Genomic DNA, 25,147 nt, shown 5'->3' on the forward strand with positions numbered 1-25,147 from the left:
GGGGACCGGGCCGGAGGCGGCGGGCCGGGCGGGTCGGAGCGCATCGGATGGGGAGGCCCGGGTGTCGACCGAGAACGCCGGTACGTCCACGGCCGGAAACGCCGGCGGAGCCACACCCGAGAGCGCCGACGAGGACCAGTTGCTCGTCCTGACGGCCCTGTTGCTGACGCCCGCGCAGTTCCCGAGCGTGCTCGGCGACGACTATCCGGAGGTGTGCGCCGGGCTCGGCCTCGCGCCGTACGAGCAGGGGTACGGCCTGGTCCTCGGGCAGGACGGGACGGGTGCCCGCTGGACCGTGGTGACGGACGACGTCTCGCTCGTCGCGTGCGCCGTCGCGGCCTGGGACTGCGGGATGGAGTACGACCTCTCCCCCGGCGAGGACAGCATGGTCGAAGCGCTGCCCGGCTGGCCGATCGCACTCGCCGTCGCGGCGCCGGGGGTGCCCGCGCCGCACGACCCGGAACCGGAGGAGGGCGGTCCGGCCGTACTCAGGCCGCCGGACGCCGCACAGTGGGGCCCCGCGCAACGCCGGATGGGCGCGGACGAGATCGCGCTCCAGTGGGCGGCGTGGCGGGAACAGGTCGAGGGCGAGGTCACGTTCGTCGATCCGGGGGCCCGGCCGCACACCGGGGTGCAGCGGGCGCTGGCCGAGGCGCGGGGTTATGTGGCCGATCCGCCACCGCCGGGGCGCGTCCGCTCGTCGTTCGCCGCCGACGAGGCCCGTACGCTCCGCGTGGACGGGCCGGGCTGGAGCATGGTGGCCCGCACCGACGACATCGCGTTCGTCCTCCTGGACGAGCAGCCCGGCGAGATACTGCCGGTGGGACGTGGGCCCGAGCTGCCGGGACTGCTGCAGGCGCTGGAAGCGCTGGCGGTCCGGCCGGCTTGACGGTTCGGCCGGCGCGGGGGTTCGACCGGCTAGCTGTATATACCCCGCCTTGAGGGTCCGCTCGGCTCGGCGCTCCGACCGGCTTCAGAGCCCCGGTCGGCTCGAGGATTCGGCCGGCTTGAGGCTCCGTTCGGCTTGTCGGTCCGGCCGGCCACCGGTCCGTTCTGATCCGTGGCGGCGCCCCACCCGTGAGCCGTCCGCCCACGGGTCCGCTGACGGGGACGTCGTCGCGGCCCGGCCGGCTCACACCGCCGGACGTCCGGGCACCGGCCACCCGGTCAGCGCCCTATCTCCTTGCGGGTCACACGGCGCAGCCTGCGCCGCTGCGAGGGATCCAGCGTCAGATACGCCACGGCCGGCACACCGACCATGACCAGCACCGCCGCCCAGAACGGCAGCAGCCACAGCAGGATCACTCCCGCCGCCACGCCGCCGATGGCGACCTTTGCGTTCGTGGACATCCTTCACGTCCCTTCCGCGGCGGTTGCCGCGCTCGCTGTACCCCATTGAACGCCTTTTCGGCCCCACGGGTTCCCTCCGCGCCGACAGCCTGCCGGGCCACCGCGGGAGGCGGTCGGCACCACCCCCGGTCGTGCTGTACCCTCGGGCGCTCCGGTCGCCAGTAGTCAAACTTGAGGAGCTTGCTGCACGTGGCACTTCTTCCCCCGGCCTCTCCCCCTGCTCTTCCTCCGGCACCCTCCGCACCACCGTCCGCCCTCGCGCGCTGTGCGGCGGTCTTCCTGCCCGCCGACCCGGCCCGTACGGGGCGGGTCGCTTTCTGGCGTGCGGACGGCACGGCAGGCGACGAAGGGGCCGGGTGGCCGACGCAGTCACTGACCGTCGCCTGGGACACGGGCGGGAACGGGCACGGTGACAGCATCCAGCTCATCGACGTCCCGGCCGTCGTGCTGCCCGTCGCCGACGCCCTCCCCGTCCTGACCCGCGCCCGTACGTCCCGTACGTCCGACCCGGCCGCGGCCTTCTGGGGCACCGCCGCCGTACTGGCGCTGCAACTCGTCGCCCGCGGCCGCCTGCTGCCCGGAGTGAGCCGTTCCGGTCACGACGCGTGGCGGGTGGGCCCGCTCGACCCCGCCGATGTCGAGCGGCTGCGCGGACTGGCGGCTGCCCTGCCGCCGCAGGCGCACGCCGTCCCGCTCTCCAGCACCGTCGGCCCCGGCTCCGGCCCCGTACTGCTGCCGGATCCGGAGCGCCTGGTACGCGACTTCCTGGACGCGGTGGCGGACACCCTGCCCCGTTCCCCCGCCGCCGCCCTGGTCACCGGCGGTCCGGCGTTCGCCGCACCCGAACCGCAGCACATCCCCGAACAGCGCGACTGGGCCGCCGATGTGGCGGCCGGGCACGACGCCGGTGTACGGCTCTCTCTGCGTGTCGAGATCGCCGGGCTGCCTGGATCGGACACGGGCCGGGCAGGGGCCGCCGGCACCGGCCGCGCCGGCTTCACCGCCGTTCTCCAACTGCACGACCCCACCGACCCGGCGCTGGTCGCCGACGCCGCCGAAGTGTGGGCGGGCGACTCCCCCACCGGGCAAGCGTTCGGCCCGCGGGCCCGGATGGACACCCTGCTCACGCTGCGCCGCGCCGCCGCTGCCTGGGCGCCGCTCACGCCCCTGCTGTCCGCCGCTGTGCCGGACGCGGTGGACCTCGCGGACGAGGAGATCGCCGAGCTGCTCGGCCCGGCCTCACGTGCGCTGGCCGCCGCCGGCGTGCAGGTGCACTGGCCACGGGACCTGGTACGCGGGCTCACCACCCGGGCCGTGGTGGGGCCGTCCGACCAGGACGGTGCGCCGCAGCCCACGCAAGCGGGCCGGGACGACGACGCTCCCGGTCAGGACCGCGCCGCGTCCGGCATGCCGTCCTTCCTCTCGGCCGACGCGCTGCTCTCGTTCGGCTGGCGCTTCGCCGTCGGGGACCAGGAGATCAGCAGGGCGGAGCTGGACCGGCTGGCCGAGGCGGGGCGACCGCTCGTACGGCTGCGTGACCAGTGGGTGCTCGTCGACCCCGAGGCGCTGCGGGCGGCCCGCGACCGCCAGGACCGCAAGGTGACGCCCATCGACGCGCTCGGTGCGGCGCTCACCGGCACCGCGGAGTCCGGGGACGGCGAACGGGTGGAAGTGCAGGCGTCCGGCTGGCTGGCCCGCCTCCGCGACCGGCTCACCGCCCCGGACACCGCCGTACCGGGTACGTCCGTATCAGGTACGTCCGTACCGGAAGCCGCAACTCCAGACCTCACCGCTCCAGACACCCCCACCACCCCGGACACCGACTTCGCCCCACCCATAGCCCAGCCCCCCGCCCTGACCGCCACCCTCCGCGACTACCAACTGCGCGGCCTCGACTGGCTGCACCGCATGACCTCCCTCGGTCTCGGCGGCTGTCTCGCCGACGACATGGGCCTGGGCAAGACCGTCACCCTCATCGCCCTGCATCTGCATCGGCAGAGCGACCCCGCCTCCGCCGGGCCCACGCTCGTCGTCTGCCCGGCGTCCCTGATGGGCAACTGGCAGCGCGAGATCGAGAAGTTCGCGCCCGGCACTCCGGTGCGCCGCTTCCACGCGGACCGGCGCAGTCTCGCCGGCCTGGAGGACGGCGCGTTCGTGCTCACCACGTACGGCACGATGCGGCTGGACGCGGCGAAGCTCGCGACGACCCGCTGGGGGCTGGTCGTCGCCGACGAGGCGCAGCACGTGAAGAATCCGTTCTCGGCGACGGCCAAGGCGCTGCGCCGCCTTCCCTCGGGCGCCCGGGTGGCGCTCACCGGCACGCCGGTCGAGAACAACCTGTCCGAACTGTGGGCCGTACTGGACTGGACCACGCCGGGTCTGCTGGGCCCGCTGGGCCGCTTCCGTGAGCGTTACGCCATGGCCGTCGAGGGCGGCACCGACCCGGCTGCCGCCGAGCGGCTAGCCCGGCTCGTGCGCCCCTTCATGCTGCGCCGCCGCAAGTCCGACCCGGGCATCGCGCCCGAGTTGCCGCCGAAGACGGAGACCGACCGGGCGGTGGCGCTGACCAGGGAACAAGCCGCTCTGTACGAGGCGGTGGTGCGCGAAGGGCTCGCCGAGGTCGCGGCGGCCGACGGCCTCGCGCGGCGCGGCCTGGTCGTCAAGCTGCTGACCTCGCTCAAGCAGGTCTGCAACCACCCGGCGCAGTTCCTCAAGGAGGAGCGGCCGCTGATCGCGGGCCGCTCCGGGAAGCTGGAGCTGCTGGACGAGCTGCTGGAGACGATTCTCGCCGAGGACGCGGGGGTGCTGGTGTTCACGCAGTACGTGCGGATGGCGCGGCTGCTCGAAACGCACTTGGCGGGGCGCGGCGTGCCCACGCAACTGCTGCACGGCGGCACGCCGGTCGCGCGGCGCGAGGAGATGGTGCGCCGCTTCCAGGACGGCGCCGTGCCGGTGTTCCTGCTGTCGTTGAAGGCGGCGGGCACGGGGCTGAACCTGACCAGGGCCGCGCATGTCGTGCACTACGACCGCTGGTGGAATCCGGCGGTCGAGGCGCAGGCCACCGACCGCGCGTACCGCATCGGCCAGACCCGGCCGGTGCAGGTCCACCGGATGATCACCGAGGGCACGGTCGAGGACCGGATCGCCGGTCTGCTCGCGCGCAAACAGCGGCTGGCGGACGCGGTGCTCGGTTCCGGCGAGGCCGCGCTGACCGAACTCACCGACGCCGAGCTGGCGGACCTGGTGGCGCTGCGAGGGAGCGAGCGATGAGGAACCTGTACGAGGACGCCGGGGAAGCTCGCCCGGAACCTTCCGGGGACACGCGCCTGCCGGGGCCGGGCAGGGAGCGTACCTTCGCCGCCCTGCCCCCGGCGCACGGCCGTGGCTTCGCGCGGACCTGGTGGGGCCTGGCCTGGTTGCAGGCACTGGCGGACAGCGCGTTGGACAGCCAGCAGGTCAAGCAGGGGCGCCGGCACGCGCGGGCGGGGGCGGTGGGTGCGGTTTCCGTGCGGCCGGGCCGGATCACGGCGGTCGTCAAGGACCGTGCCGGTACGCCGTGCCGTTGCGACGTGCTGCTCCAGGAGTTGAGCGAGGCGGACTGGGACCGCTTCCTGGACCTGGTCGCGGACCGTGCCGGGCACATCGCGGCGCTGCTGGACCACGACATGCCGCCGCACCTGGTGGAGGACGCGGCCGCCGCCGGCATCGAACTGCTCCCGGGCATCGGTGACCTGGAGGCGGAGTGCGACTGCGGGGCGTGGGACCACTGTTCCCACACTGCCGCGCTCTGCCACCAGACGGCCCGCCTGCTGGACGAGGACCCCTTCGTGCTGCTGCTGATGCGCGGACGGAGCGAGCAGGAACTGTTGGAGGACCTTCAGGCCCGCACCGCCATGCGCGCGCGGGAAGTCACTGAGCAACTCGCGTCCAGTGCGGGTGCGGTGGAACCGGCGGCGGAGGGCATACCGGCGGCGGAGGCGTACGCCGCGCGCGACATCCTGCCGCCGCTGCCCGCACCCCCGCCCGCCGTGGACGAGCCGGGCGCCGCTCCGGTCCTCGGAGGAGGGACGGACCCGGCGCCCGGAGTGGACGTATCAGCGCTGGAGTTCCTGGCGGGTGACACGGCGGCGCGCGCCCAGCGGCTGCTGGCCGACGCGCTGGCCCCCGGCCATGCCGATGCGCCACCGCACGCAGCGCTGACCCTCGCGCAGGACGCCGTACGTCTGGCAGCGCGCGAACCCGACGCCCGGATCGTCGCGCGACTGGCGTCCGGCTCCGGGCGTACGGCCAGAGCGCTCTCCCTGGCCGTACGGGCGTGGGAGTACGGCGGTGTACCGGCGCTCGCCGTACTGGAGGAGGAGTGGACACCGGAACCGGCGGCCCTGGCCCGCGCGACGGCGCAGCTTGCCGACGCCTGGGAGGCGGACGAACCGCCACCACAGCTCCGCCAGGACCGCAACCGCTGGACCGTGGCCGGCGGCGGCGCCCAGCTCCGAATTGGGCGTGACGGGCGGTGGTGGCCGTACGTGAAGGAGCGCGGGCAGTGGGCACCCGCAGGCCCTGCGGCCGAGGATCCCGCGGCCGCTCTCGCCGCGGTGCGCGGTGGCGGGGAGGAGGCCGGGTAGCCGACGGGGCGGCGCATGAGCCGCCACGTGTGCCGTGCGGGCTGACTGCCCGTGCGGCACGGCGCTACCCTGCTCGGCGTCAGAGGCCGGTGCGCGGACCGCCGGCCCGGCGGTGCGGGATCGGAGGGACCATGCCTGCGGTGAGCCCCCTGGACGTTCTCGAACAGCGGTGCGCCGCGGTCACGGCGCAGGACGCGGACGCCTTCGCGGACCTGTTCGCGCCGGACGGCGTGATCGAGCTGCCGTTCGCGGGCCCGGACGTCCCCGACCGCATCGAGGGCCGGGAGGCGATCCGTGTGTTCGCCCGGGCGGCGATGTCCGCCCTGCGCGTCGACGTGCTCCGGACGCTGGCCGTCCACCGCACCGAGGACCCGGAGGTCGTCGTCGCGGAGACGCTCGCCAAGGGCGTGGGGCGCGGCGACGCGTTCGAGGGCCGCTCGGTGCAGCTCTTCCGCATCCGGGACGGCAGAATCCTGCTGTTCCGCGACTACACCGGGCCGTTGCGCAAGCCTTCCTGACCCTCGCCCGTGGCCGGCCCGTGTACCTACACGCCCCAGATACGGGCGATGAAGAAGGCAGCCACAAGGACGACCACGACGGCGAGCGCCAGCACCGGTCCCTTGGACCAGCCGCGGGTCGGGTTGTGGGTCTCCAGGGGCCCGGCGTCCGGGGTGCTGCCCTCGGCGGGCGGTGTCTCGCCCGGCGGGACCCCGCCGCCCGGCTCCAGTCCGGCGGTGCGCTCCGGTACCGGGTCCGGGTTCTTCGGTGCATCGTTCATGCTGCCCGGGTGCCCGGGTACGGCCGGTTGTCACCCGCTGATCCAAAATGGGGTGCGTACGGCCCGGAGTACCCGGCTCCCTCGGCACGAACAGAGGCGCTCGGGACCAGTACGAAACGGAGCGAATGCTTCAGCGGTCAATCATTCGTATGTGGTCGCGGCGCGCCGCCGCGCGTGGTTCGCTGACGTGATCCCCCACGCCCTGCCGTGTCCCCGCAGCTAGGAGGACCCTTGCCCCTGCCCGACGCCGAACACGTCGGCCCCCGCACCGCACCCGACGACGGACCCACCGCACCCGCACCACGCACCCCCGGAACCCACACCGCCCCCGAAAGACGGTCCGCGCCCGCCGAACGGTCCGCCGCCGTCCCGCCCCTCCCCCGCCCCCACAGCACCTCCCGTACTACGAGGACGTGTCCCCCGGCCGGGGCTGCCGCCCGCCGCGCGCCTGGTTCGCCCGCTCGGACGCGCGGCGGATGTCGCTGCACGGGACGTGGCGGTTCCGTCTCCTGCCGACCGCCCGCTCCGCGGACGTCTCCTTCGCCCGGCCGGACTTCGACGACACGGACTGGCCGGGGCTGCGGGTGCCGGGCCACTGGGTGCTCGCCGGACACGGCGCACCCGCCTACACCAACACCCGCTACCCGTTCCCCGTCGATCCGCCGCTGCTGCCCGACGAGAACCCGACGGGCGACCACCGGCACACCTTCGACCTTCCGGACACGTGGGAACCCGGGCCCGCCCTGCTGCGTTTCGAAGGTGTCGAGTCCTGTGCACGGGTGTGGCTCAACGGAAAGGAGCTGGGGCACTTCAAGGGCAGCAGGCTGCCGCACGAGTTCGAGGTGGGCCATCTGCTGCGGGCACGCCGTAACGTGCTCGCGGTCCGCGTCCACCAGTGGTCCTCGGGCAGTTACCTGGAGGACCAGGACCAGTGGTGGCTGCCGGGCGTCTTCCGGGACGTCACGCTGCACCACCGGCCCGCCGGCGCCGTCCTGGACCACTTCGTGCACGCCTCCTACGACCACCGCACCGGCCACGGCACCCTCCGGGTGGACTGCGCGCCGGCCGGCCGGGTCACCGTTCCCGCGCTCGGCCTGGACCTGGCGACCGGCGAGAGCGCGACGGTGCCGGTCGTACCGTGGACGGCCGAGACCCCGCGGCTGTACGACGCCGAACTACGCACGCCCGGCGAGTGTGTCCCGCTGCGCATCGGCTTCCGCACCGTGTGCGTCGAGGACGGCCTGCTGAAGGTCAACGGGCGCCGTGTCCTGTTCCGCGGCGTCAACCGGCACGAGTTCGACCCTCGGTACGGCCGCGCGCTGGGCCCCGACGCGATACGCCGCGACCTGCTGCTGATGAAGCAGCACAACGTCAACGCCGTCCGTACCAGCCACTATCCGCCGCACCCCGCCTTCCTCGACCTCTGCGACGAGCTGGGCCTGTGGGTCGTCGAGGAGTGCGACCTGGAGACGCACGGCTTCGCGCAGCAGGACTGGCGGGACAACCCGGTGGACGACGACGCGTGGACCCCGGCCCTGCTGGACCGCATGCGCCGGACGGTCGAGCGCGACAAGAACCACCCCAGCGTGATCATGTGGTCGCTGGGCAACGAGTGCGGCACCGGCCGCGGCCTGTCCGCCATGGCCGCCTGGGCGCGTGACCGCGACCCCTCCCGGCCGCTGCACTACGAGGGCGACCCGTCGTGCGCCGACACCGACGTCTACTCCCGGATGTACGCGACGCACGCCGAGGTCGAACGGATCGGCCGGCGGGAGGAGGAGCCGCTCGCCGACCCGGCCGCGGACGCCCGGCGCCGCGCCCTGCCGTTCCTCCTGTGCGAGTACGCGCACGCGATGGGCAACGGGCCCGGCGGACTGCGCGAGTACCAGCGGCTCTTCGAGACGTACGAGCGCTGCCAGGGCGGCTTCGTCTGGGAGTGGATCGACCACGGACTGCGGCAGCGCACCCCGCACGGCGAGGTGTTCCACGCGTACGGGGGCGACTTCGGCGAGGAACTGCACGACGGCAACTTCGTCTGCGACGGCCTGGTCTTCCCCGACCGGACGCCGTCGCCGGGGCTGGCGGAGTTCAAGAAGGTCGTCGAACCGGTACGGATCGGCGGTACGGGCTCGGGGGGCGGTGCCGACGAGAACAGCGGTACAAGCGAGGACGGCGGTACGGACGGGGACAGCGGCCCGGAAAGCACCGCCCCCGCCACCGTCCGGATCACCAACCTGCACGACTTCAGCGACCTGGCGCACCTGGCGTTCCGCTGGTCCTACGAGGCCGAGGGCGAGGTGCTCGCCGAAGGACCGCTGACCGTGCCGCCGCTCGCCCCCGGCGCCCACGCCGAGGTGGCACTGCCCCCGGAGCCCGCCGGACGGCGCGGCCGCGAGGCCCTGTGGACGGTACGGGCGACCCTGGCCGCTGACACCGCCTGGGGCGCGGCCGGTCACGAGGTCGCCTGGGGACAGGTGCCCGCCGCCCCGCCACGCCCCACGCCCCGTCCGGCCGCCACGGGCGCGTCGCCCCGGCACGGCGAGGGCAACCTCATCCTCCTCGGCCCGGGCGCCTTCGACGCCACCACCGGTGTGCTCCGGTATCTCGACGGCTGCCACTTGAAGGGGCCCCTGCTGGACGTGTGGCGGGCGCCGACCGACAACGACGAGGGCGCGCCCTGGCAGCCGGGCCCGCACCGCGCCGCGCAGTGGCGCCGTATCGGGCTGCACCGTATGCGGCACCGGGTGGCGTCGGTGGAGTGCGAGCGGCACGCGGTGGTGGTACGCACCCGGGTCGCGCCGGCCGGTACGGACCTCGCCCTCGACACGGAGTACCGCTGGACCGCCGACAGCGAGCGGCTGCGGCTGGAGGTGTCGGTCCGGCCGTACGGCGACTGGCCCTGCCCGCTGCCCAGGCTCGGCGTACGGCTGGGCGTGTGCGGCAACCTCTCGACGGCGCGGTGGTACGGCGGCGGCCCGGGCGAGGCGTATCCGGACACGCGGGAGGCGTCGCGGACCGGGCTGTGGCACATGCCGGTGGACGCGTTGCAGACGCCGTACGTGCGTCCGCAGGAGAACGGGGCGCGGGCGGACGTGCGCTGGGTGGAGCTGTCCCGCAGCGACGGCTCGGCGCTGCGTGCCGAGGGCGAGCCGACGTTCTGGTTCAGCGCGCGCCGCTGGACGAGCGAGCAACTGGACGCCGCCCGGCACACCACCGACCTCACGCCGGGCGACTGGATCTGGATCCACCTCGACCACGCCCTGCACGGCATCGGCAGCGCCTCCTGCGGGCCCGGGGTGCTGCCGGAGTACGAGCTGACGGTGGCTCCCGCCCGGTTCGCCATCACCTTCTCCCCGGTGCGATGAATTTCACGTTTCATCGGGTATTGACAGCTCTCGTCCGCAGCGGTCTGAACCAATGACAGGATGGAGATGCACCTTTTTGACACAACTGACCGAGAGGCCCCGTCCTGCCATGGCGCTCGCCATCCTCACCCGCCTTCGTGACCGCTCCGCCCGCAGTGCCCCCGCACCGGCCCCGATCCCGCGCGGTGCCGGTGCACTGGACCTCAGCGTCCACGACCCCGTGGGGCTGCCGATGGCGCGGGCCGGGGTGTCGGTGCGCGACACCGAGGGCACCGAGGTCACGCGCGGCCAGACGGACCCCAACGGCATGTTCACCGCGACGCTGGCCCCCGCCGCGTACCACGTGGTGGTCACCTGCGACGGCTTCCGCCCGGAGCGGTTCGACAGTCTGGTGACCGAGGGGACGCGGACCGCGCCGCGGACGCTGCAACTGGAGCCGGCCCCGGTGCCGCCGATGCCCACGCCGGGGCAGTGGCGGCTGGACCCCGACCACTCGTCCATCCGCTTCACCGCCCGGCACATCGGACTGGCCGAGATCCACGGCCGGTTCAACCACTTCGAGGGCGGCCTGTGGATCGCGCCGGACATGCGGGACTCGCGGGTGGAGGTGACGATCGACGCGGCGAGCATCGACTCGGGGGTGAAGATGCGCGACGACCACCTGCGCTCGGCGGAGTTCCTGGACGTGGCGCGCTACCCGTACCTGCAGTTCGCCGGGGAACGGTTCGTGCACAAGGGCGGGGCCCGCTGGGCCGTGCAGGGGGTGCTGCACCTGCACGGCGTCAGCCGGTCGGTGCAGTTGGACACCCGGTACCTGGGCCTCGGCACCGGCATGGGCGGCGAGACGCGTACGGCGTGCACCGCGGTGACCGAGCTGCACCGGGAGGACTTCACGCTCGACTGGCGCAAGATGCTCGCCCGGGGCATCGCGGCCATCGGCGCGACGATCCGCGTGGAGATGGACATCCAGGCCGTCCCGGCGGAGTGACCCGGGCGCTGGGCAGGCGTCCTGTCAGTGCCGGGTGAGAAGCTGGGCGTCATGAGCACCACTGCCGCGCCCCCGTTCGCCGCCGCCCTCGCCGCAGGCCCGCTCGTCCTGGACGGCGGACTGTCCAACCAACTGGAGTCCGCCGGGCACGACCTCGGCGACGCGCTGTGGTCGGCGCGGCTGCTCGCCGAGGAACCGGACGCCGTGGTCGCGGCGCACCGCGCGTACTACGAGGCGGGCGCCCAGGTGGCGATCACGTCCAGCTATCAGGCGACCTTCGAGGGGTTCGCCGCGCGGGGCATCGGCGCGACGGAGGCCGCCGGGCTGCTGCGGCGCAGTGTGGAGCTGGCGCGCGAGGCGGCGCGGCAGGCGACGGCGGGCGGCGTGGCGGGGCCGCTGTACGTCGCCGCGTCGGCCGGTCCGTACGGCGCGATGCTGGCGGACGGCTCCGAATACCGGGGCGCCTACGGGCTGTCGGTGGCCGAGCTCGAACGGTTCCACCGTCCGCGGCTGGAGGTGCTGGCCGCGGCCGGTCCCGACGTGCTGGCGCTGGAGACCGTGCCGGACGCGGACGAGGCGCGGGCCCTGCTGCGGGCGGTACGGGGCCTCGGCGTGCCGGCCTGGCTGTCGTTCAGCGCGGCCGGGGACCGCACGCGGGCCGGGCAGCCGCTGGCGGACGCCTTCGCGCTCGCGGCGGACGTCCCCGAGGTGGTGGCGGTGGGCGTGAACTGCTGCACCCCCGAGGACGCCGACCGGGCGGTGGCGGTGGCGGCCCGCGCGGCCGGCAAGCCGGTGGTCGTCTACCCGAACAGCGGCGAGAGCTGGGACGCCCGGGCCCGTGCCTGGTGCGGTACGCCCGCCTTCAGCGCGGACCGGGTCGCGGCCTGGACCGCCGCGGGGGCCCGGCTCGTCGGCGGCTGCTGCCGGGTGGGACCGGAGGGGGTGGCGGCGCTGGCGCGGCAGCTCACCGGCTGAAAGCAGGTGTCCGGGCCCGGCCCCGGAAGCGGACACACGCTCGAACTCCCCGCCGTGCACGGCGCCGCGGGCGGCCCGGAACCGTACAGAACGGGACCGGTCGTTACCCGGTCGCAACACCGCCGACGGCGACATCGACCCTGGCCGGTGGCAGGATGCAGCCAACTCACCTCCGACCGGTGAGTGTGGGGCCGCATCCTGATCCGGAGGACCAGTGTCCGTTCGCTCCTCGATGTCCGCCACGGCCGCCCTCGTCGCGGCCGCCGCCCTCCTCGCCACGGGCTGCACCAGCACCAAGTCGGGCGGGGCGGCCGGCGAGAAGTCGGCCTCGGGCGTCCAGCTCGTCTCCCCCGGCACGCTCAAGACCTGCACCCATCTGCCGTACGCGCCCTTCCAGGTGAAGAAGGAGGGCAAGATCGTCGGGTTCGACGTGGACCTGGTCGATCTGGTCGCCAAGGCGCTGAACGTGCCGCAGGAGATCGTCAACACGCCCTTCGAAGGCATCGAAACCGGCCAGGACTTCACTATCCGCAAGTGCGACCTGGCCGCGGCGGGTATGACCATCACCGCCAAGCGCGACAAGGTCATGGACTTCTCCGACCCGTACTTCGACGCCACCCAGGCGCTCATCACCAAGAAGGGCGGCACCTACAAGAAGATCGAGGACCTCAAGGGGAAGAAGCTCGGCTACCAGAAGGCCACCACCGGCGCCGAGTACGCCAAGAAGCACGGCGCGGGCGTCGAGCTGGTCGAGTTCGAGGACCTGGGGCTGCTGCTCACCGCCGTGAAGTCCGGGCAGGTGGACGCGGGGATCAACGACAACGGGGTGCTGTTCGACTACGTCAAGCAGAACCCGGACACGGCGGTGACGGCGGAGTTCGACACCGGCGAGCACTACGGGATCGGTGTGCGCACCGGAAACGACGCGCTGCGCAAGAAGATCAACGAGGTGCTGAAGAAGGCCCGGTCCGACGGCAGTTACGAGCGGATCTACAAGAAGTGGTTCGGCACCGCGCCCAAGCAGGGCTGATACCGCGGCCAGCGTGAGGAGCCGACACCGATGCCCCTGTCCCGACGCCGGAGGGCCCGCCTCCTGCGCGGCGGCCAGTACGCCGTCCTGGCCGCCGCCGTGCTCGTCCTCGCCCTGGTCGCCGACTGGGGGACGCTGCGCCACGCGTTCTTCGACGTGGCGGTCGCCAAGGCGCTGTTCCCCGACATCATCACCACCGCGCTGGTCAACACCGTCCTGTACACCCTGCTCGGCTTCGGTTTCGGGCTGGGGCTCGGGCTGGTGCTGGCGCTGATGCGGCTGTCGCAGGTGCCGCCGTACCGCTGGCTCGCCGTCACCTACATCGAGTTCTTCCGCGGGGTGCCCGCGCTGCTGGTCTTCATCGCGCTCGGCTTCGGCGTGCCGCTGGCCTTCGAGGTCGCGCTGGACATGAACATCACCGTGATGCTCTCGCTGGGCCTGGTCGGCGCCGCGTACATGGCGGAGACCATCCGGGCCGGCATCCAGGCCGTACCGAAGGGGCAGACCGAGGCGGCGCGTTCGCTGGGGATGTCGTCGGGCCGCGCGATGCGCTCGATCGTGATACCGCAGGCGTTCCGGATCGTCCTGCCGCCGCTGACCAACGAGCTGATCCTGCTCACCAAGGACTCCTCGCTGGTTTATCTGCTCGGCCTGTCCCTCGGCCAGTTCGAGCTGGCGAACTTCGGGCGGGACGCCCTCAACGAGCACAAGAGCCTGACGCCGATCCTCGTGGCCGGCCTGCTCTATCTCGTCATCACCCTCCCCCTGGGCCAACTGGTCCGGCGGCTGGAGGCCCGTACGGCGAAGGCGAGGTGACGGCGGTGCGCACCGACGGCGGGCCGGCGACGGCAGGACGGGCGATCCAGGTCGAGGGGCTGCACAAGTCCTTCGGCGCACTGGAGGTGCTCAAGGGCATCGACTTCTCGGTGGAGCGGGGCGAGGTGGTGTGCGTGATCGGCCCTTCGGGGTCGGGCAAGTCGACGCTGCTGCGCTGTGTGAACCTGCTGGAGGAGCCGACCGCGGGCCGGGTCACCGTGGCCGGCACCGAGGTCACCGACCCGGACGTGGACATCGACCGGGTCCGGCGCCGGATCGGGATGGTCTTCCAGTCCTTCAACCTCTTCCCGCACCTGACCGTGCTGGAGAATCTGACCATCGCCCAGCGGCGGGTGCTGCGCCGCGACCGGGCCGCGGCGGAACGGACCGCGCGCGCCAATCTCGCGCGGGTCGGTTTGAGCGACAAGGAGACCGCGTATCCGGCGCAGTTGTCGGGCGGCCAGCAGCAGCGGGTGGCCATCGCCCGCGCGCTGTCCATGGAGCCGGAGCTGATGCTCTTCGACGAGCCGACCTCCGCGCTCGACCCGGAGCTGGTGGGCGACGTGCTGGCGGTGATGCGCTCCCTCGCCCAGGACGGTATGACGATGCTCGTCGTCACCCACGAGATGAGCTTCGCGCGGGAGGTCGCCGACCGGGTGGTGTTCATGGACGGCGGGGTCATCGTCGAGGAGGGGCCGCCGGAGCGGGTGGTGGCCGATCCGCAGCACGAGCGGACCCGGACGTTCCTGGCCCGGGTGCTCGATCCGGCGGCCGCCGGGCTCAGCGAGGTGTCGGAGGCCGGTGCGCAGGGGCCGGAGGAGGAGCGGGCTTAGATCCTGTCATGACCGAGCGGGCGGCAGGCGGCGCCTGGTACGTTGCGCGCCCGGTACCCGGCGGGCATCGTCGCGGGCCCGCCGCCCGCTCCCCACCTGGAGGCACCGCTTGTTCGTCGACCTGCCCCTCGACCAGTTGCGCAGCTACCGTCCGCCGCTGCCCGAACCCGACGGTTTCGACGCGTTCTGGCGGCGCACGCTGGACGAGGCCGGTACGTACGACCTCGACGCGCGCTTCGAGGAGACCGACGCGGGCCTGTCGCTGCTGCACACGTACGACATGGAGTTCTCCGGCTTCGGCGGGCACCGCATCCGGGGCTGGTTCCTGCTGCCCCGGGAGGCGAGCGGTCCGCTGCCCTGCGTCGTGCAGTATCTCGGGTACGGCAGCGGCCGGCTGCATCCGCAGGACTGGCTGCTGTGGCCGGTGTCGGGCTACGCCACGCTGGTCATGGACACCCGGGGGCAGAGCGGCCCCAACCGGCCCGGCGACACCCCCGACCCGGTCGGCTCCCCCCATCCGGGTGTGCCCGGCAAGATGACGCAGGGGCTGCTCGACCCGGACGAGTACTACTACCGCCGGGTCTACACCGACGGCGTACGGGCCGTGGCGGCAGCGCGCGGTCACGCGGCGGTGGACGCCGGGCGGGTGGTGGTGGCGGGCGGCAGCCAGGGCGGCGCCATCGCGCTGGCCGTCGCCGGACTGGTGCCCGGGCTCGCGGGCGCGCTGATCGACGTACCGTTCCTGACGCACGTCCGGCGCGCCGTCGAGATCACCGACGAAGGCCCGTACGGCGAACTCTCCCGCTACCTCGCGGGCGCCCGGACCGAGGTGGAAGCCGCCCTGCACACCCTCGACCACTTCGACGGCCTGAACTTCGCGGCCCGCGCGACCGCCCCCGCGCTCTTCGGTACCGCGCTGCGCGACCCGATCACGCCCGCCTCCACCGGCTTCGCCGCGTACCACCACTACGCGGGCGCCAAGGAGCTGCGGCTGTGGCGGTTCAACGGGCACGAGAGCGGCGGCGGGCACCAGCGGACGGAGGAGATCCGCTTCTTGCGCAAGCTGTTCGGCTGACCCCCCCCCCGCTGTTCCCTTGAGGGCGGGTCAGCGCGCCCGCAGCAGGTGGTCCATGGCGAGCTGGTCGAGTTGTTCGAACGCCATGCCGCGCGCGGCGGCCGCCTCCACGTCGAAGGACTCGTAGGCCGTACGCTCCGCGAGCAGGCCGGCGAGTCCGTCCTGGGCGGTGGGCCGGGCCAGCTCGTCCAGTCGGGAGGCGCGCAGTGCCTCCTGGACGGCCGGGTCGGCGCGGAAGGCCGCCGCGCGCTCCTTGAGGATCAGGTAGGTGCGCATGCAGCCGGCCGCCGAGGCCCACACCCCGTCCAGGTCTTCGGTGCGCGGCGGCTTGAAGTCGAAGTGCCTGGGCCCGTCGTAGCCCGCCGTCTCCAGCAGGTCCACCAGCCAGAAGGCGGCGCGCAGGTCCCCGGCGCCGAAGCGCAGGTCCTGGTCGTACTTGACGCCGGACTGCCCGTTCAGGTCGATGTGGAAGAGCTTGCCGGCCCACAGGGCCTGGGCGATGCCGTGCGGGACGTTGAGGCCGGCCATCTGCTCGTGCCCGACCTCCGGGTTGACGCCGTACAGCTCGGGCCGCTCCAGCCGTTCGATGAAGGCGAGGGCGTGGCCGACGGTGGGCAGCAGGATGTCGCCCCGCGGCTCGTTGGGCTTCGGTTCGATGGCGAACCGCAGGTCGTAGCCCTGCTCGACGACGTACTGGCCGAGCAGGTCGAACGCCTCCCGCATCCGGTCCAGCGCCGCGCGCACGTCCTTGGCCGCGCCGGACTCCGCGCCCTCGCGCCCGCCCCACGCCACATACGTACGGGCGCCCAGCTCGGCCGCGAGGTCGATGTTCCGCAGGGTCTTGCGCAGGGCGTAGCGCCGGACGTCGCGGTCGTTGGCGGTGAACGCGCCGTCCTTGAACACGGGGTGGGTGAAGAGATTGGTCGTGGCCATCGGCACGGTCAGGCCGGTGGCGTCCAGCGCCTGGCGGAAGCGCTTGACCGCCGCCTCGCGCGCGACGTCGCCGGAGCCGAAGGGGATCAGGTCGTCGTCGTGGAAGGTGATGCCGTACGCGCCCAGTTCCGCCAGCCGGTGGACGGACTCGACCGGGTCGAGGGGGCGGCGGGTGGCGTCCCCGAAGGGATCGCGGCCCTGCCAGCCGACCGTCCACAGACCGAAACTGAACTTGTCCTCGGGCACGGGCTGACAGCTCATCGCGGCTCCTCGGCCCCTCGTCATGCCACTGCGTACATCAGGCCGGGGCCAAACTAATATGCGGCAGCACGCCGGGGAAGCCCCGGGGCGGGCGAGGCGCCCGGTGTCGTCCGGCGGGGCGTTCCCCGCGGTGCGGAGAGGGAGAACGCGATGGGTACACAGGCAGCGGGACCGCTCGTCGTCGGCGTGGACAGCTCCACCCAGTCCACGAAGGCGCTCGTGGTGGACGCCGCGACCGGCGAGGTCGTGGCCCGCGGCCAGGCTCCGCACGTGGTCACCGGCGGTACGGCCGCCGACGGAGCGGACCTCGGCGGCACGGGCAAGGAGAGCGACCCCGAACAGTGGTGGCGCGCGCTCGGCGAGGCGCTGGACCAGTGCGGTGACGCCGCTCGGGAGGCGGCGGCCGTGTCCGTCGGTGGCCAGCAGCACGGCCTGGTCACCCTCGACGCGGCGGGGCGGCCGGTGCGTCCGGCGCTGCTCTGGAACGACGTACGGTCGGCGCCCCAGCACCGGCGCCTGCTGGCGGAGCACGGCGGGCCGGCGGCGTGGGCGCGGCGGGTGGGCAGCGTGCCGCTGCCGGCGTTCACCGTGACGAAGTGGGCCTGGCTGCGCGAGCACGAGCCGGCGGCGGCCGACGCGACGGCCGCGGTGCGGCTGCCGCACGACTATCTCACCGAGCGCCTCAGCGGCGAGGCGGTCACCGACCGCGGCGACGCCTCCGGGACCGGCTGGTGGTCGCCGGCCGACGAGGCGTACGACGAGGAGATCCTCGGACACATCGGCCTGGACCCGAAGGCGCTGCCGAGGGTCGCGCTGCCGGGCGAGGCGGCGGGCACCGTACGGGCCGGTGAACTGCCGCTGCCGCAGGGCGCGCTGGTCGCCGCGGGCACCGGCGACAACATGGCGGCGGCGCTGGGGCTCGGGCTGCGCCCCGGGCAGCCCGTACTGAGCCTGGGGACGTCGGGCACGGTCTACGCGGTGTCCACCCGGCGTCCGGCCGGCGATCCGACGGGGACGGTGGCCGGGTTCGCCGACGCGCGCGGCGACTGGCTTCCCCTGGCCTGCACCCTGAACTGCACGCTGGCCGTGGACCGGGTCGCGGCCCTGCTCGGCCTGGGCCGGGAGGACGTCGAGCCCGGCGGGTCGGCGGTGATGCTGCCCTTCCTCGACGGTGAGCGCACGCCCGACCTGCCGCAGGCGTCCGGGCTGCTGCACGGCCTGCGGCACGACACGACACGCGGTCAACTGCTCCAGGCGGCGTACGACGGTGCGGTGTTCGCGCTGCTCCAGGCGCTGGACCGGATCGTGGACGAGGACGTATCGGCCGACGCGCCGCTGCTGCTGATCGGCGGCGGCGCGCGCGGGAACGCGTGGCGGGACACCGTACGCCGCCTCTCGGGGCGGCCGGTGGTGGTGCCGGAGGCCCGCGAGCTGGTCGCCCTGGGTGCGGCGGCGCAGGCGGCGGGGCTGCTGCTGGGCGAGGACCCGGCGGCGGTGGCACGGCGGTGGGGGACGGCGCGCGGCGCCGAGTATCCGGCGGTGCCGTGCGACACGGCGGCGCGGGAGCGGCTGGCGGAGACGCTGGCGGCGGGCGGGCCGCTGCTGGGGGCCTGACCGGGGCATATTCCTCCGGGGCAAACGGCGGCCGGAACTCCGCATCCGGTCAGCGGATTCGGACGGCGCCGTACCGCGAGCCCGGATCTTGTGATGGGGTGCCGGGCATGAGCATCTTTGTTCGTGCCCGGTTCGACGTCAGCGACCGCCGGCAGGACGGCACCGAGCGGAGTGCCACCGCTCTCCACGAGGCGGCCGGTCCGGAGCCGTGCGGCCCGACCTCTCGCTGGTTCACCCTCCCGGAGCCCGGCGCCTACCTGGTGCTGGAGGAGTACGCCGACCCGGCGGTGCCCCCGGCACCCCCGGAGCACGCCGCCGGGCTGCTGACGAGCCTGGGCCGGTGTGCCGACATGGCGTTCGCCGAGATGTACGGGCCGCTCGGGGGCGGCCGGACGGACGTCGCCGGCTGAGGTCCCGGCCGTCCGCGGATCGGGCTGCCCGAGGGGCCGTCCCGGTCCCGCATGCCGCGCCACGCGCCGGTCCCCGACGCCCCGCCTGCCGGTCCCGCACGGCCGCCACGGACCGGTTTACCGCCGGAGAATGAACCGCTCCGTCACCTCGTCGGCTTTCCGCCGGCACCGCGCCTTCCGCTTGCCGGTCCGACGGAATCACCCCGGCACACTTTCCACCGACGGATTCCACTAAACCTGTCCAGCTCCATTATTTTTCATGCCACTCTTTTGAGTGATTGCCCGGATTAAAACAACACGTCTATGTTCAGTGCGGCGAGCGGCTCGGACCTCGCCTCACGGAACGGCCGTGGCTCCGGCCGCCGTCCGATGGTCAACTTCCCAAGATTGGTGGCGAAGCCGTGACGGTTACCGACGAGACAATTCCCGGCCCCGGGGGCGAGACACAGAATTCCAGCCTGACGACGGGCGCGGCACGCAACCTGGCCACCACCACCAAGACCGTCCCGCAGATGCAGGGCATCACCTCGCGCTGGCTGCTGCGGCTGCTGCCCTGGGTGCAGGTCTCGGGCGGCACGTACCGCGTCAACCGGCGGCTGACCTACACCGTCGGCGACGGACGCGTGGACTTCGCCGTCTCCGGCACCGAAGTATCGATCATCCCCGACGAACTGCGCGAACTGCCCGCGCTGCGCGACTTCACCGACAGCGAGGTGCTCGGCGCGCTCGGCGAGCGCTTCGTCCAGCAGGAGTACGCGCCCGGCGACGTGATCGCCGCGGCGGGCACGCCGGCCGACCGCCTGGTGCTCGTCGCACACGGCCGGGTCGACCGGATCGGCGCCGGAAAGTACGGCGACGAAACGGTTCTGGGGGCCCTGGCCGGGGGCGACCACCTCGGCGACGACCTGCTCACCGACCCCGCCGCGTCCTGGCCGTACACCTATCGCGCGGTGACCCGGGTGACCGTCATGGCGCTGCCCCGGGAGGCCGCGCAGGAGGTCACGGACCGCTCCCCGCAGCTTCGCGAACACCTCGCGGCGGCCGGGACGGACACCGCGCCGCCGCGCAACGCCAGCGGCGAGTCGGCCATCGAGGTCGCCTCGGGCCACCACGGCGAACCCCGGGTGCCCGGCACCTTCGCCGACTACGAACTCACGCCGCGCGAGTACGAGCTGAGCGTCGCCCAGACGGTGCTGCGGGCCCACACCCGGGTCGGCGACCTGTACAGCGACCCGATGAACCAGGTCGAGGAACAGTTGCGGCTGACCATCCAGGCGCTGCGCGAGCGCCAGGAGCACGAGATGGTCAACAACCGTGAGTTCGGCCTGCTGCACAACGCCGACCTCACCCAGCGCGTCCGTACCCGCAGCGGTCCGCCCACCCCCGACGACCTGGACGAACTGCTCGCGACGGTCTGGAAGGACCCGTCCTTCCTGCTCGCCCACCCCAAGGCCATCTCCGCCTTCGGCCGGCAGTGCAGCGCCCGCGGACTGTACCCGACGGCGGTCGACTTCATGGGGCACTCACTGCCCTCCTGGCGCGGCGTGCCCATCTTCCCGTGCAACAAGATTCCGGTCACCGCCGACGGCACCAGTTCCTTTCTGGTGATGCGTACCGGCGAGGAGAAGCAGGGTGTCGTCGGCCTGCACCAGACGGGAATTCCCGACGAATACGAACCGGGTCTCTCGGTCCGCTTCATGGGCGTCAGCGACCAGGCGATCGCCAACTACCTGGTGAGCACCTACTACTCCGCCGCGATCCTCGTGCCGGACGCGCTGGGAATTCTGGAAGACGTACAGACCGGCCAATGAACCACCGCATTTCAGCCATGGCAGACCATTGAAGAACCGTTTGCCGAGAAATGACGCACGACGCCGAACGAGCGACAGGAACAGGTGAAACCCCCCATGACCACACCGGCGGACCCGACGTCCGGACCCGGCGCCACCCCGGACACCGAGCAGGCGCGCACCAGCCTGGCGACAGCCGCGGCACGCAATCTGGCCACCACGACCAAGACCGTGCCGCAGATGCAGGGGATCTCCTCCCGCTGGCTGCTGCGCGTGCTGCCCTGGACCCAGGTCTCCGGCGGTACGTACCGCGTCAACCGGCGGCTGACCCACACCCTCGGGGACGGCCGGGTCGAGTTCACCAGCACCGGTTCGGACGTCCGGGTCATCCCCGCGGAGCTGCGGGAGCTGCCGCCGCTGCGCGACTTCGACGACCCGGCGGTGCTGGAGGCGCTGGCCGGCCGGTTCGTCCAGGAGGAGCACGCGCCCGGCGACGTACTGGCCGAGCGGGGCGCGCCGGCCGACCGGGTCGTGCTGATCGCGCACGGCAAGCTGAACCGGATCGGCGCCGGCAAGTACGGTGACGAAACGGTCCTCGGCGTGCTCGCGGACGGCGACCACCTGGGCGAGGCGGCGCTGCTGTCGCCCGACGCGACCTGGGAGCACTCCGTACGGGCCGTGACCCGGGTGACCGTACTGACGCTGCCCCGCGCCGAGTACGAACAGCTCGCGGACCGCTCCCCCGCGCTGCGCGAACACCTGGAACGTTTCCGCACGGCCCAGGTCCCGCCGCAGAACAAGCACGGCGAGGCGGCCATCGACGTCATCTCGGGCCATGTCGGCGAGCCCGCGCTGCCGGGCACCTTCGTCGACTACGAGCTGGCGCCCCGGGAGTACGAGCTGAGCGTCGCGCAGACCGTACTGAAGATCCACACCCGGGTCGCCGACCTCTACAACGACCCGATGAACCAGCTCGACCAGCAGCTTCGGCTGACCATCGAGGCGCTGCGCGAGCGCCAGGAGCACGAGATGGTCAACAACCGCGAGTTCGGCCTGCTGCACAACGCCGACCTCAAGCAGCGCATCCACACCCGCAGCGGCCCGCCCACCCCCGACGACCTCGACGAGCTGATCTCGCGGCGCCGCAAGACCCAGTACCTGCTGGCGCACCCGCGCACCATCGCGGCGATCGGCCGGGAGTGGAACGCCCGCGGCATCTACCCGACCGGCGCGGAGATCGGCGGCACGGCCGTCCGGGCCTGGCGCGGCATCCCGCTGCTGCCGTGCAACAAGATCCCGATCAACCCCGACCAGACCAGCTCGGTCATCGCCATGCGGGTGGGCGAGGAGAACCAGGGCGTGGTGGGGCTGCACCAGACGGGCATTCCCGACGAGTACCAGCCCGGCCTGTCGGTCCGTTTCATGGGCATCAACGAGCAGGCGGTCATCAACTACCTGGTCAGCGCCTACTATTCGGCGGCCGTCCTGGTGCCGGACGCGCTGGGCATCCTGGAGGACGTCGAGATCGGGCACTAGGCAGCGCCTCGGTCCGGCGGAAGCCACGCCTCCCGTCGGCACCGGCCCCCGCCCCGGGCCGGCCGGACCGCAGCTCCGGCCGGCCACCGCCCGCTGTTCCCGCGCCCGTGGTCCATGGCGCCGGGGCAGCGGGCGGAGTGCGGGTGCCGGGGCGGGAACCATGCCGTACGGCGGGCCGTTGACCGTGTGCCGGCAGTGGCTGTGGGGTCTGCGGGGCACTGAGCCGCGTCTTCCGCCGTTCCGGGGCGGCTGCTTCACGCCAGGCCGGGCGACGCCGGGTGCGTACCGCTACGCGGACACGGCCTGGCCGGAACCGGCATCCGGCAGCCGTTCGACGCCGCCCTCGCGCACGGCCCGACGGGCCCCGTCGGGGCGCTCACCACCCTCGCGGCGACCGTACGGAACCGGGCTGGCCCCGGCACCCGAATCCGGCCGCTTCGCGCAATTCCGGCCGTGAGAGGGCCATTTGAGGGGTGGCCCGACCTTTTCGGTCGAAAGAACAGGTTCTCCGGGAACCGCCCCGAAGGGCGGATCACGCCTTACGCTCCCTGGTCATGCGCAGAACAATGAGCAGCTTCAGCAGGGCCGGTTTCGCCGCCCTCCTCGCCCTCGTCGTCTCCCTCCTCGGCCTGGCCGGCGCCTCCCCGGCGTCCGCCGCCGACACCCCCGCGCTCGCCTTCACCGTGGACAAGACGCAGGCCACCCCCGGCTCGGACGTCACCGTGACCATGACGTTCACCAACACCGGCACCGCCGACGTGCGGTTCGTGTGGCAGTCGTTCCAGCCCACGTGGGAGACCTCCTCCGCGAGCGGGCTGAAGTACACCTGGAAGACCTGTACTGCCGACCCCGGCGTGACCTGCACCGCCGGCCAGGGCGCCACGTACGCCGTGCCGATCGCCCCCGGTGCCACCCGTAAGGTCACCATGACCTACACCATCGGCGCCGACTCCTCCTGCGGCTACCCGGACGTCGCCTTCTACTCGTACATCTACACCGAGTTCGCCGGCGGCCAGCCCGCCAAGGACGGCACCTACTTCACCCCCGCCACCCGCGTGATCTGCCCGACCACTCCCCCGGCGGGCGCGCAGGCCTGACCCGGGCCGCACCACCCGCGCGTTCCGCACGGCAGGACCGCCTTCCCCCACCGGCACCGCACCGGCGCGGCCCCCCGCACGCGTGATCCGTCCCCGTCAGCTTCCCGCTCCGCCGGTCCAGGGCCGTGGCCACGCCCCTGGAGCGGTGGAGCGGTTCCGGCGTCCGGGGGACGGAGGTGACACGCGGGGTCCCGGTGGCGGAGGCGACATGCGGGCCCCGAGTGGCGGAGGCGGCCCCATAGCCCCGGGTGGCGGAGGCGACACGACGGCCGTACGGCGGTTGTACGGTTTTCCGACACCTCCGGGCCATAGTGGGCTCCTCGTACCCGTGAGACCGTTACCGCGACGTCTGGGGGGGATCGTGAAGAATCGATTCGTTCGTGCACGGGCGGTGCTGACGGCGCTCACGGCCTGGGGCGTACTGGCCGGGAGCGGAGTGGCCTCCGGGGCCACCGCGCAGGACGGCGCCCCGCAGCCGGGGCACGCGGCCCGCGTCGCGCCGGGCGTGACGTACCGCGCCTTCGACCTCGCGGTGGGGCGCGGCACCGCGCACGCCCACCTTCTGACGGTGGATCTGACCGACCGGCGGGTCGCGGTGGACCTGCTGTACCCCGGCGTGGTCGGCGCGCGGGCCCCGGTCTCCCGGCTGGCCGACGCGCGGTCCGCGGTGGCCGCCGTCAACGCGGACTTCTTCAACATCACCGAGACCCAGCACCCCGGCGTGGAGGCGACCGGCGCCCCCGTGGGCCCGGCCATCGCCTCGGGGCGGCACCTGAAAGCGGCGGTGCCCGACGGCCAGCGCTTCGGCCCCGCCCTGCCGCCCGGTACGAACACCAAGGACGTCATCGGCGTGGGCTTCGACCGCCGCGCGCGGCTGGACCGGCTGTCCCTGCGCGGCGCCGTCCTGACCCCGGCGGGCGCGCTCCCCCTGAAGGGCCTGAACCAGTACGCGCTGCCGGTGAACGGCATCGGCGCGTTCACGTCCCGGTGGGGCCCCACCTCGCGGGTCCGGGCGACGTGCGGCACGGACACCGACCGGGCCGCGCCGTGCAGCACGGAGACGTACGAGCTCACGGTCCGGCAGGGCCGGGTGACGGAAGCGACGCAGGTGCCCGGCCGGGGCGGCATCCCCCGCGGGACGACGACGCTGGTCGGCCGGGAGGAGGGCGCCCGGCAACTGCGCAAGCTGCACGTCGGCGACCGGGTCCGGGTCGGCCACGCCCTGACCGGCAGGCGGCCCGCACCGCTGCGCTTCGCCGTCGGCGGCTTCCCGATCGTCCGTGGCGACGAGCCGCTGGCCGGCCTGGACACCGTCACCCCCGCCGTACGGACCGCCGCCGGCGTCGGCGCGAACGGGCGCCGACTGTTGCTGCTGGCCCTGGACGGCGCGCCGGGACGGGCCGGGATGACCGTACGCGAACTGGCCGACCTGATGGTCCAGTTGGGCGCCCGGGACGCGGTCAACCTGGACGGCGGCGGGTCCTCCACGCTCGTCACGCGCGAGCCGGGCAGCCCCGGGTCGACCGTGCGCAACCACCCGTCAGCAGGCGCGGAACGGCCGGTCCCGAACGGCATCGGCGTGTTCGCGCGAGGGTGAGGGCCGGTGGGTCCGGGTCGCACGGCGGCGACCGGCCGGGGCTGCGACACAGGCTATTCAGCGGAACGGCAGCG

At 73.4% G+C, this 25,147-nt stretch carries 20 protein-coding genes; 17 read left to right on the forward strand and 3 right to left on the reverse strand.

Annotation, left to right across the window (positions count from 1 at the left end; all coding sequences use genetic code 11):
* Window positions 1–61 precede the first annotated feature (61 nt).
* A complete protein-coding gene (locus EJG53_RS04615; protein WP_125043718.1) occupies window positions 62–889 on the forward strand; it encodes a hypothetical protein in 828 nt (275 codons plus the stop codon).
* A 278-nt stretch (window positions 890–1,167) separates the two neighbouring features.
* On the opposite strand, the gene EJG53_RS04620 is transcribed toward EJG53_RS04615, so the two are convergent.
* A complete protein-coding gene (locus EJG53_RS04620) occupies window positions 1,168–1,350 on the reverse strand; it encodes a hypothetical protein (RefSeq protein ID WP_030998668.1) in 183 nt (60 codons plus the stop codon).
* 189 nt (window positions 1,351–1,539) lie between these two features.
* Between EJG53_RS04620 and EJG53_RS04625 the strand changes: the two genes are divergently transcribed.
* The 3 genes from EJG53_RS04625 to EJG53_RS04635 all read left to right on the forward strand — a co-directional run bounded on the left by EJG53_RS04625 (window position 1,540) and on the right by EJG53_RS04635 (window position 6,493).
* On the forward strand, window positions 1,540–4,620 hold the full coding sequence (locus EJG53_RS04625; RefSeq protein ID WP_125043719.1) for a DEAD/DEAH box helicase: 3,081 nt from the start codon (window positions 1,540–1,542) through the stop codon (window positions 4,618–4,620).
* Window positions 4,617–5,975, forward strand: coding sequence for an SWF or SNF family helicase (locus tag EJG53_RS04630; RefSeq protein ID WP_244954977.1), 1,359 nt, complete (start codon window positions 4,617–4,619; stop codon window positions 5,973–5,975). The genes EJG53_RS04625 and EJG53_RS04630 overlap by 4 nt, the downstream gene beginning before the upstream one ends.
* A gap of 140 nt (window positions 5,976–6,115) precedes the next feature.
* Complete coding sequence (locus EJG53_RS04635) at window positions 6,116–6,493, forward strand: nuclear transport factor 2 family protein (protein ID WP_167515053.1); 378 nt, start codon at window positions 6,116–6,118, stop codon at window positions 6,491–6,493.
* Between the two features lie 26 nt (window positions 6,494–6,519).
* Here the strand turns inward: EJG53_RS04635 and EJG53_RS04640 are convergent, their stop codons facing one another.
* The gene (locus EJG53_RS04640; protein ID WP_125043721.1) at window positions 6,520–6,753 is read right to left on the reverse strand and encodes a DUF6480 family protein; all 234 of its coding nucleotides are present in this window, start codon (window positions 6,751–6,753) and stop codon (window positions 6,520–6,522) included.
* A gap of 413 nt (window positions 6,754–7,166) precedes the next feature.
* Between EJG53_RS04640 and EJG53_RS04645 the strand changes: the two genes are divergently transcribed.
* The 7 genes from EJG53_RS04645 to EJG53_RS04675 all read left to right on the forward strand — a co-directional run bounded on the left by EJG53_RS04645 (window position 7,167) and on the right by EJG53_RS04675 (window position 15,835).
* Window positions 7,167–10,118 (forward strand): glycoside hydrolase family 2 TIM barrel-domain containing protein, encoded by a 2,952-nt coding sequence (locus EJG53_RS04645; protein WP_125043722.1) that lies wholly within the window; start codon window positions 7,167–7,169, stop codon window positions 10,116–10,118.
* A gap of 109 nt (window positions 10,119–10,227) precedes the next feature.
* Window positions 10,228–11,106: a YceI family protein gene (locus EJG53_RS04650; protein ID WP_125043723.1), complete on the forward strand. Its 879-nt coding sequence runs from the start codon at window positions 10,228–10,230 to the stop codon at window positions 11,104–11,106.
* 51 nt (window positions 11,107–11,157) lie between these two features.
* Window positions 11,158–12,081, forward strand: a complete 924-nt coding sequence (gene mmuM / locus EJG53_RS04655) for a homocysteine S-methyltransferase (protein WP_125043724.1) — start codon at window positions 11,158–11,160, stop codon at window positions 12,079–12,081.
* Window positions 12,082–12,313: 232 nt separating this feature from the next.
* Entirely contained in the window at window positions 12,314–13,111 is a 798-nt protein-coding gene (locus EJG53_RS04660; protein WP_125049156.1) for an ABC transporter substrate-binding protein, read from the forward strand.
* 30 nt (window positions 13,112–13,141) lie between these two features.
* Window positions 13,142–13,927, forward strand: coding sequence for an amino acid ABC transporter permease (locus tag EJG53_RS04665; protein WP_030998652.1), 786 nt, complete (start codon window positions 13,142–13,144; stop codon window positions 13,925–13,927).
* Window positions 13,924–14,760, forward strand: a complete 837-nt coding sequence (locus tag EJG53_RS04670) for an amino acid ABC transporter ATP-binding protein (RefSeq protein ID WP_280526754.1) — start codon at window positions 13,924–13,926, stop codon at window positions 14,758–14,760. The genes EJG53_RS04665 and EJG53_RS04670 overlap by 4 nt, the downstream gene beginning before the upstream one ends.
* 109 nt (window positions 14,761–14,869) lie before the next feature.
* Window positions 14,870–15,835, forward strand: a complete 966-nt coding sequence (locus tag EJG53_RS04675) for an acetylxylan esterase (RefSeq protein ID WP_125043726.1) — start codon at window positions 14,870–14,872, stop codon at window positions 15,833–15,835.
* 30 nt (window positions 15,836–15,865) lie between these two features.
* Here EJG53_RS04675 and xylA read toward each other — a convergent pair whose 3' ends face one another.
* Window positions 15,866–17,029: a xylose isomerase gene (xylA, locus tag EJG53_RS04680; protein WP_125043727.1), complete on the reverse strand. Its 1,164-nt coding sequence runs from the start codon at window positions 17,027–17,029 to the stop codon at window positions 15,866–15,868.
* A 150-nt stretch (window positions 17,030–17,179) separates the two neighbouring features.
* On the opposite strand from xylA, the gene xylB reads away from it, so the two are divergent.
* From xylB to EJG53_RS04710, 6 genes are all read left to right on the forward strand, one after another.
* Window positions 17,180–18,643, forward strand: a complete 1,464-nt coding sequence (xylB, locus tag EJG53_RS04685; RefSeq protein ID WP_125043728.1) for a xylulokinase — start codon at window positions 17,180–17,182, stop codon at window positions 18,641–18,643.
* A gap of 107 nt (window positions 18,644–18,750) precedes the next feature.
* Entirely contained in the window at window positions 18,751–19,053 is a 303-nt protein-coding gene (locus EJG53_RS04690) for a hypothetical protein (RefSeq protein WP_125043729.1), read from the forward strand.
* Window positions 19,054–19,454: 401 nt separating this feature from the next.
* Window positions 19,455–20,864, forward strand: coding sequence for a family 2B encapsulin nanocompartment shell protein (locus EJG53_RS04695; RefSeq protein WP_125043730.1), 1,410 nt, complete (start codon window positions 19,455–19,457; stop codon window positions 20,862–20,864).
* Between the two features lie 96 nt (window positions 20,865–20,960).
* Window positions 20,961–22,379 carry a family 2B encapsulin nanocompartment shell protein gene (locus EJG53_RS04700; protein ID WP_125043732.1) on the forward strand — a complete coding sequence of 473 codons (1,419 nt, stop codon included), beginning with the start codon at window positions 20,961–20,963 and terminating at the stop codon, window positions 22,377–22,379.
* 554 nt (window positions 22,380–22,933) lie between these two features.
* Window positions 22,934–23,476 carry a COG1361 family protein gene (locus EJG53_RS04705; protein ID WP_030998636.1) on the forward strand — a complete coding sequence of 181 codons (543 nt, stop codon included), beginning with the start codon at window positions 22,934–22,936 and terminating at the stop codon, window positions 23,474–23,476.
* A 361-nt stretch (window positions 23,477–23,837) separates the two neighbouring features.
* Window positions 23,838–25,073 carry a phosphodiester glycosidase family protein gene (locus EJG53_RS04710; RefSeq protein WP_244954978.1) on the forward strand — a complete coding sequence of 412 codons (1,236 nt, stop codon included), beginning with the start codon at window positions 23,838–23,840 and terminating at the stop codon, window positions 25,071–25,073.
* Window positions 25,074–25,147 lie beyond the last annotated feature (74 nt).

Origin of the sequence: Streptomyces chrestomyceticus JCM 4735, assembly GCF_003865135.1 — a bacterium.
Lineage (GTDB): Bacteria > Actinomycetota > Actinomycetes > Streptomycetales > Streptomycetaceae > Streptomyces > Streptomyces chrestomyceticus.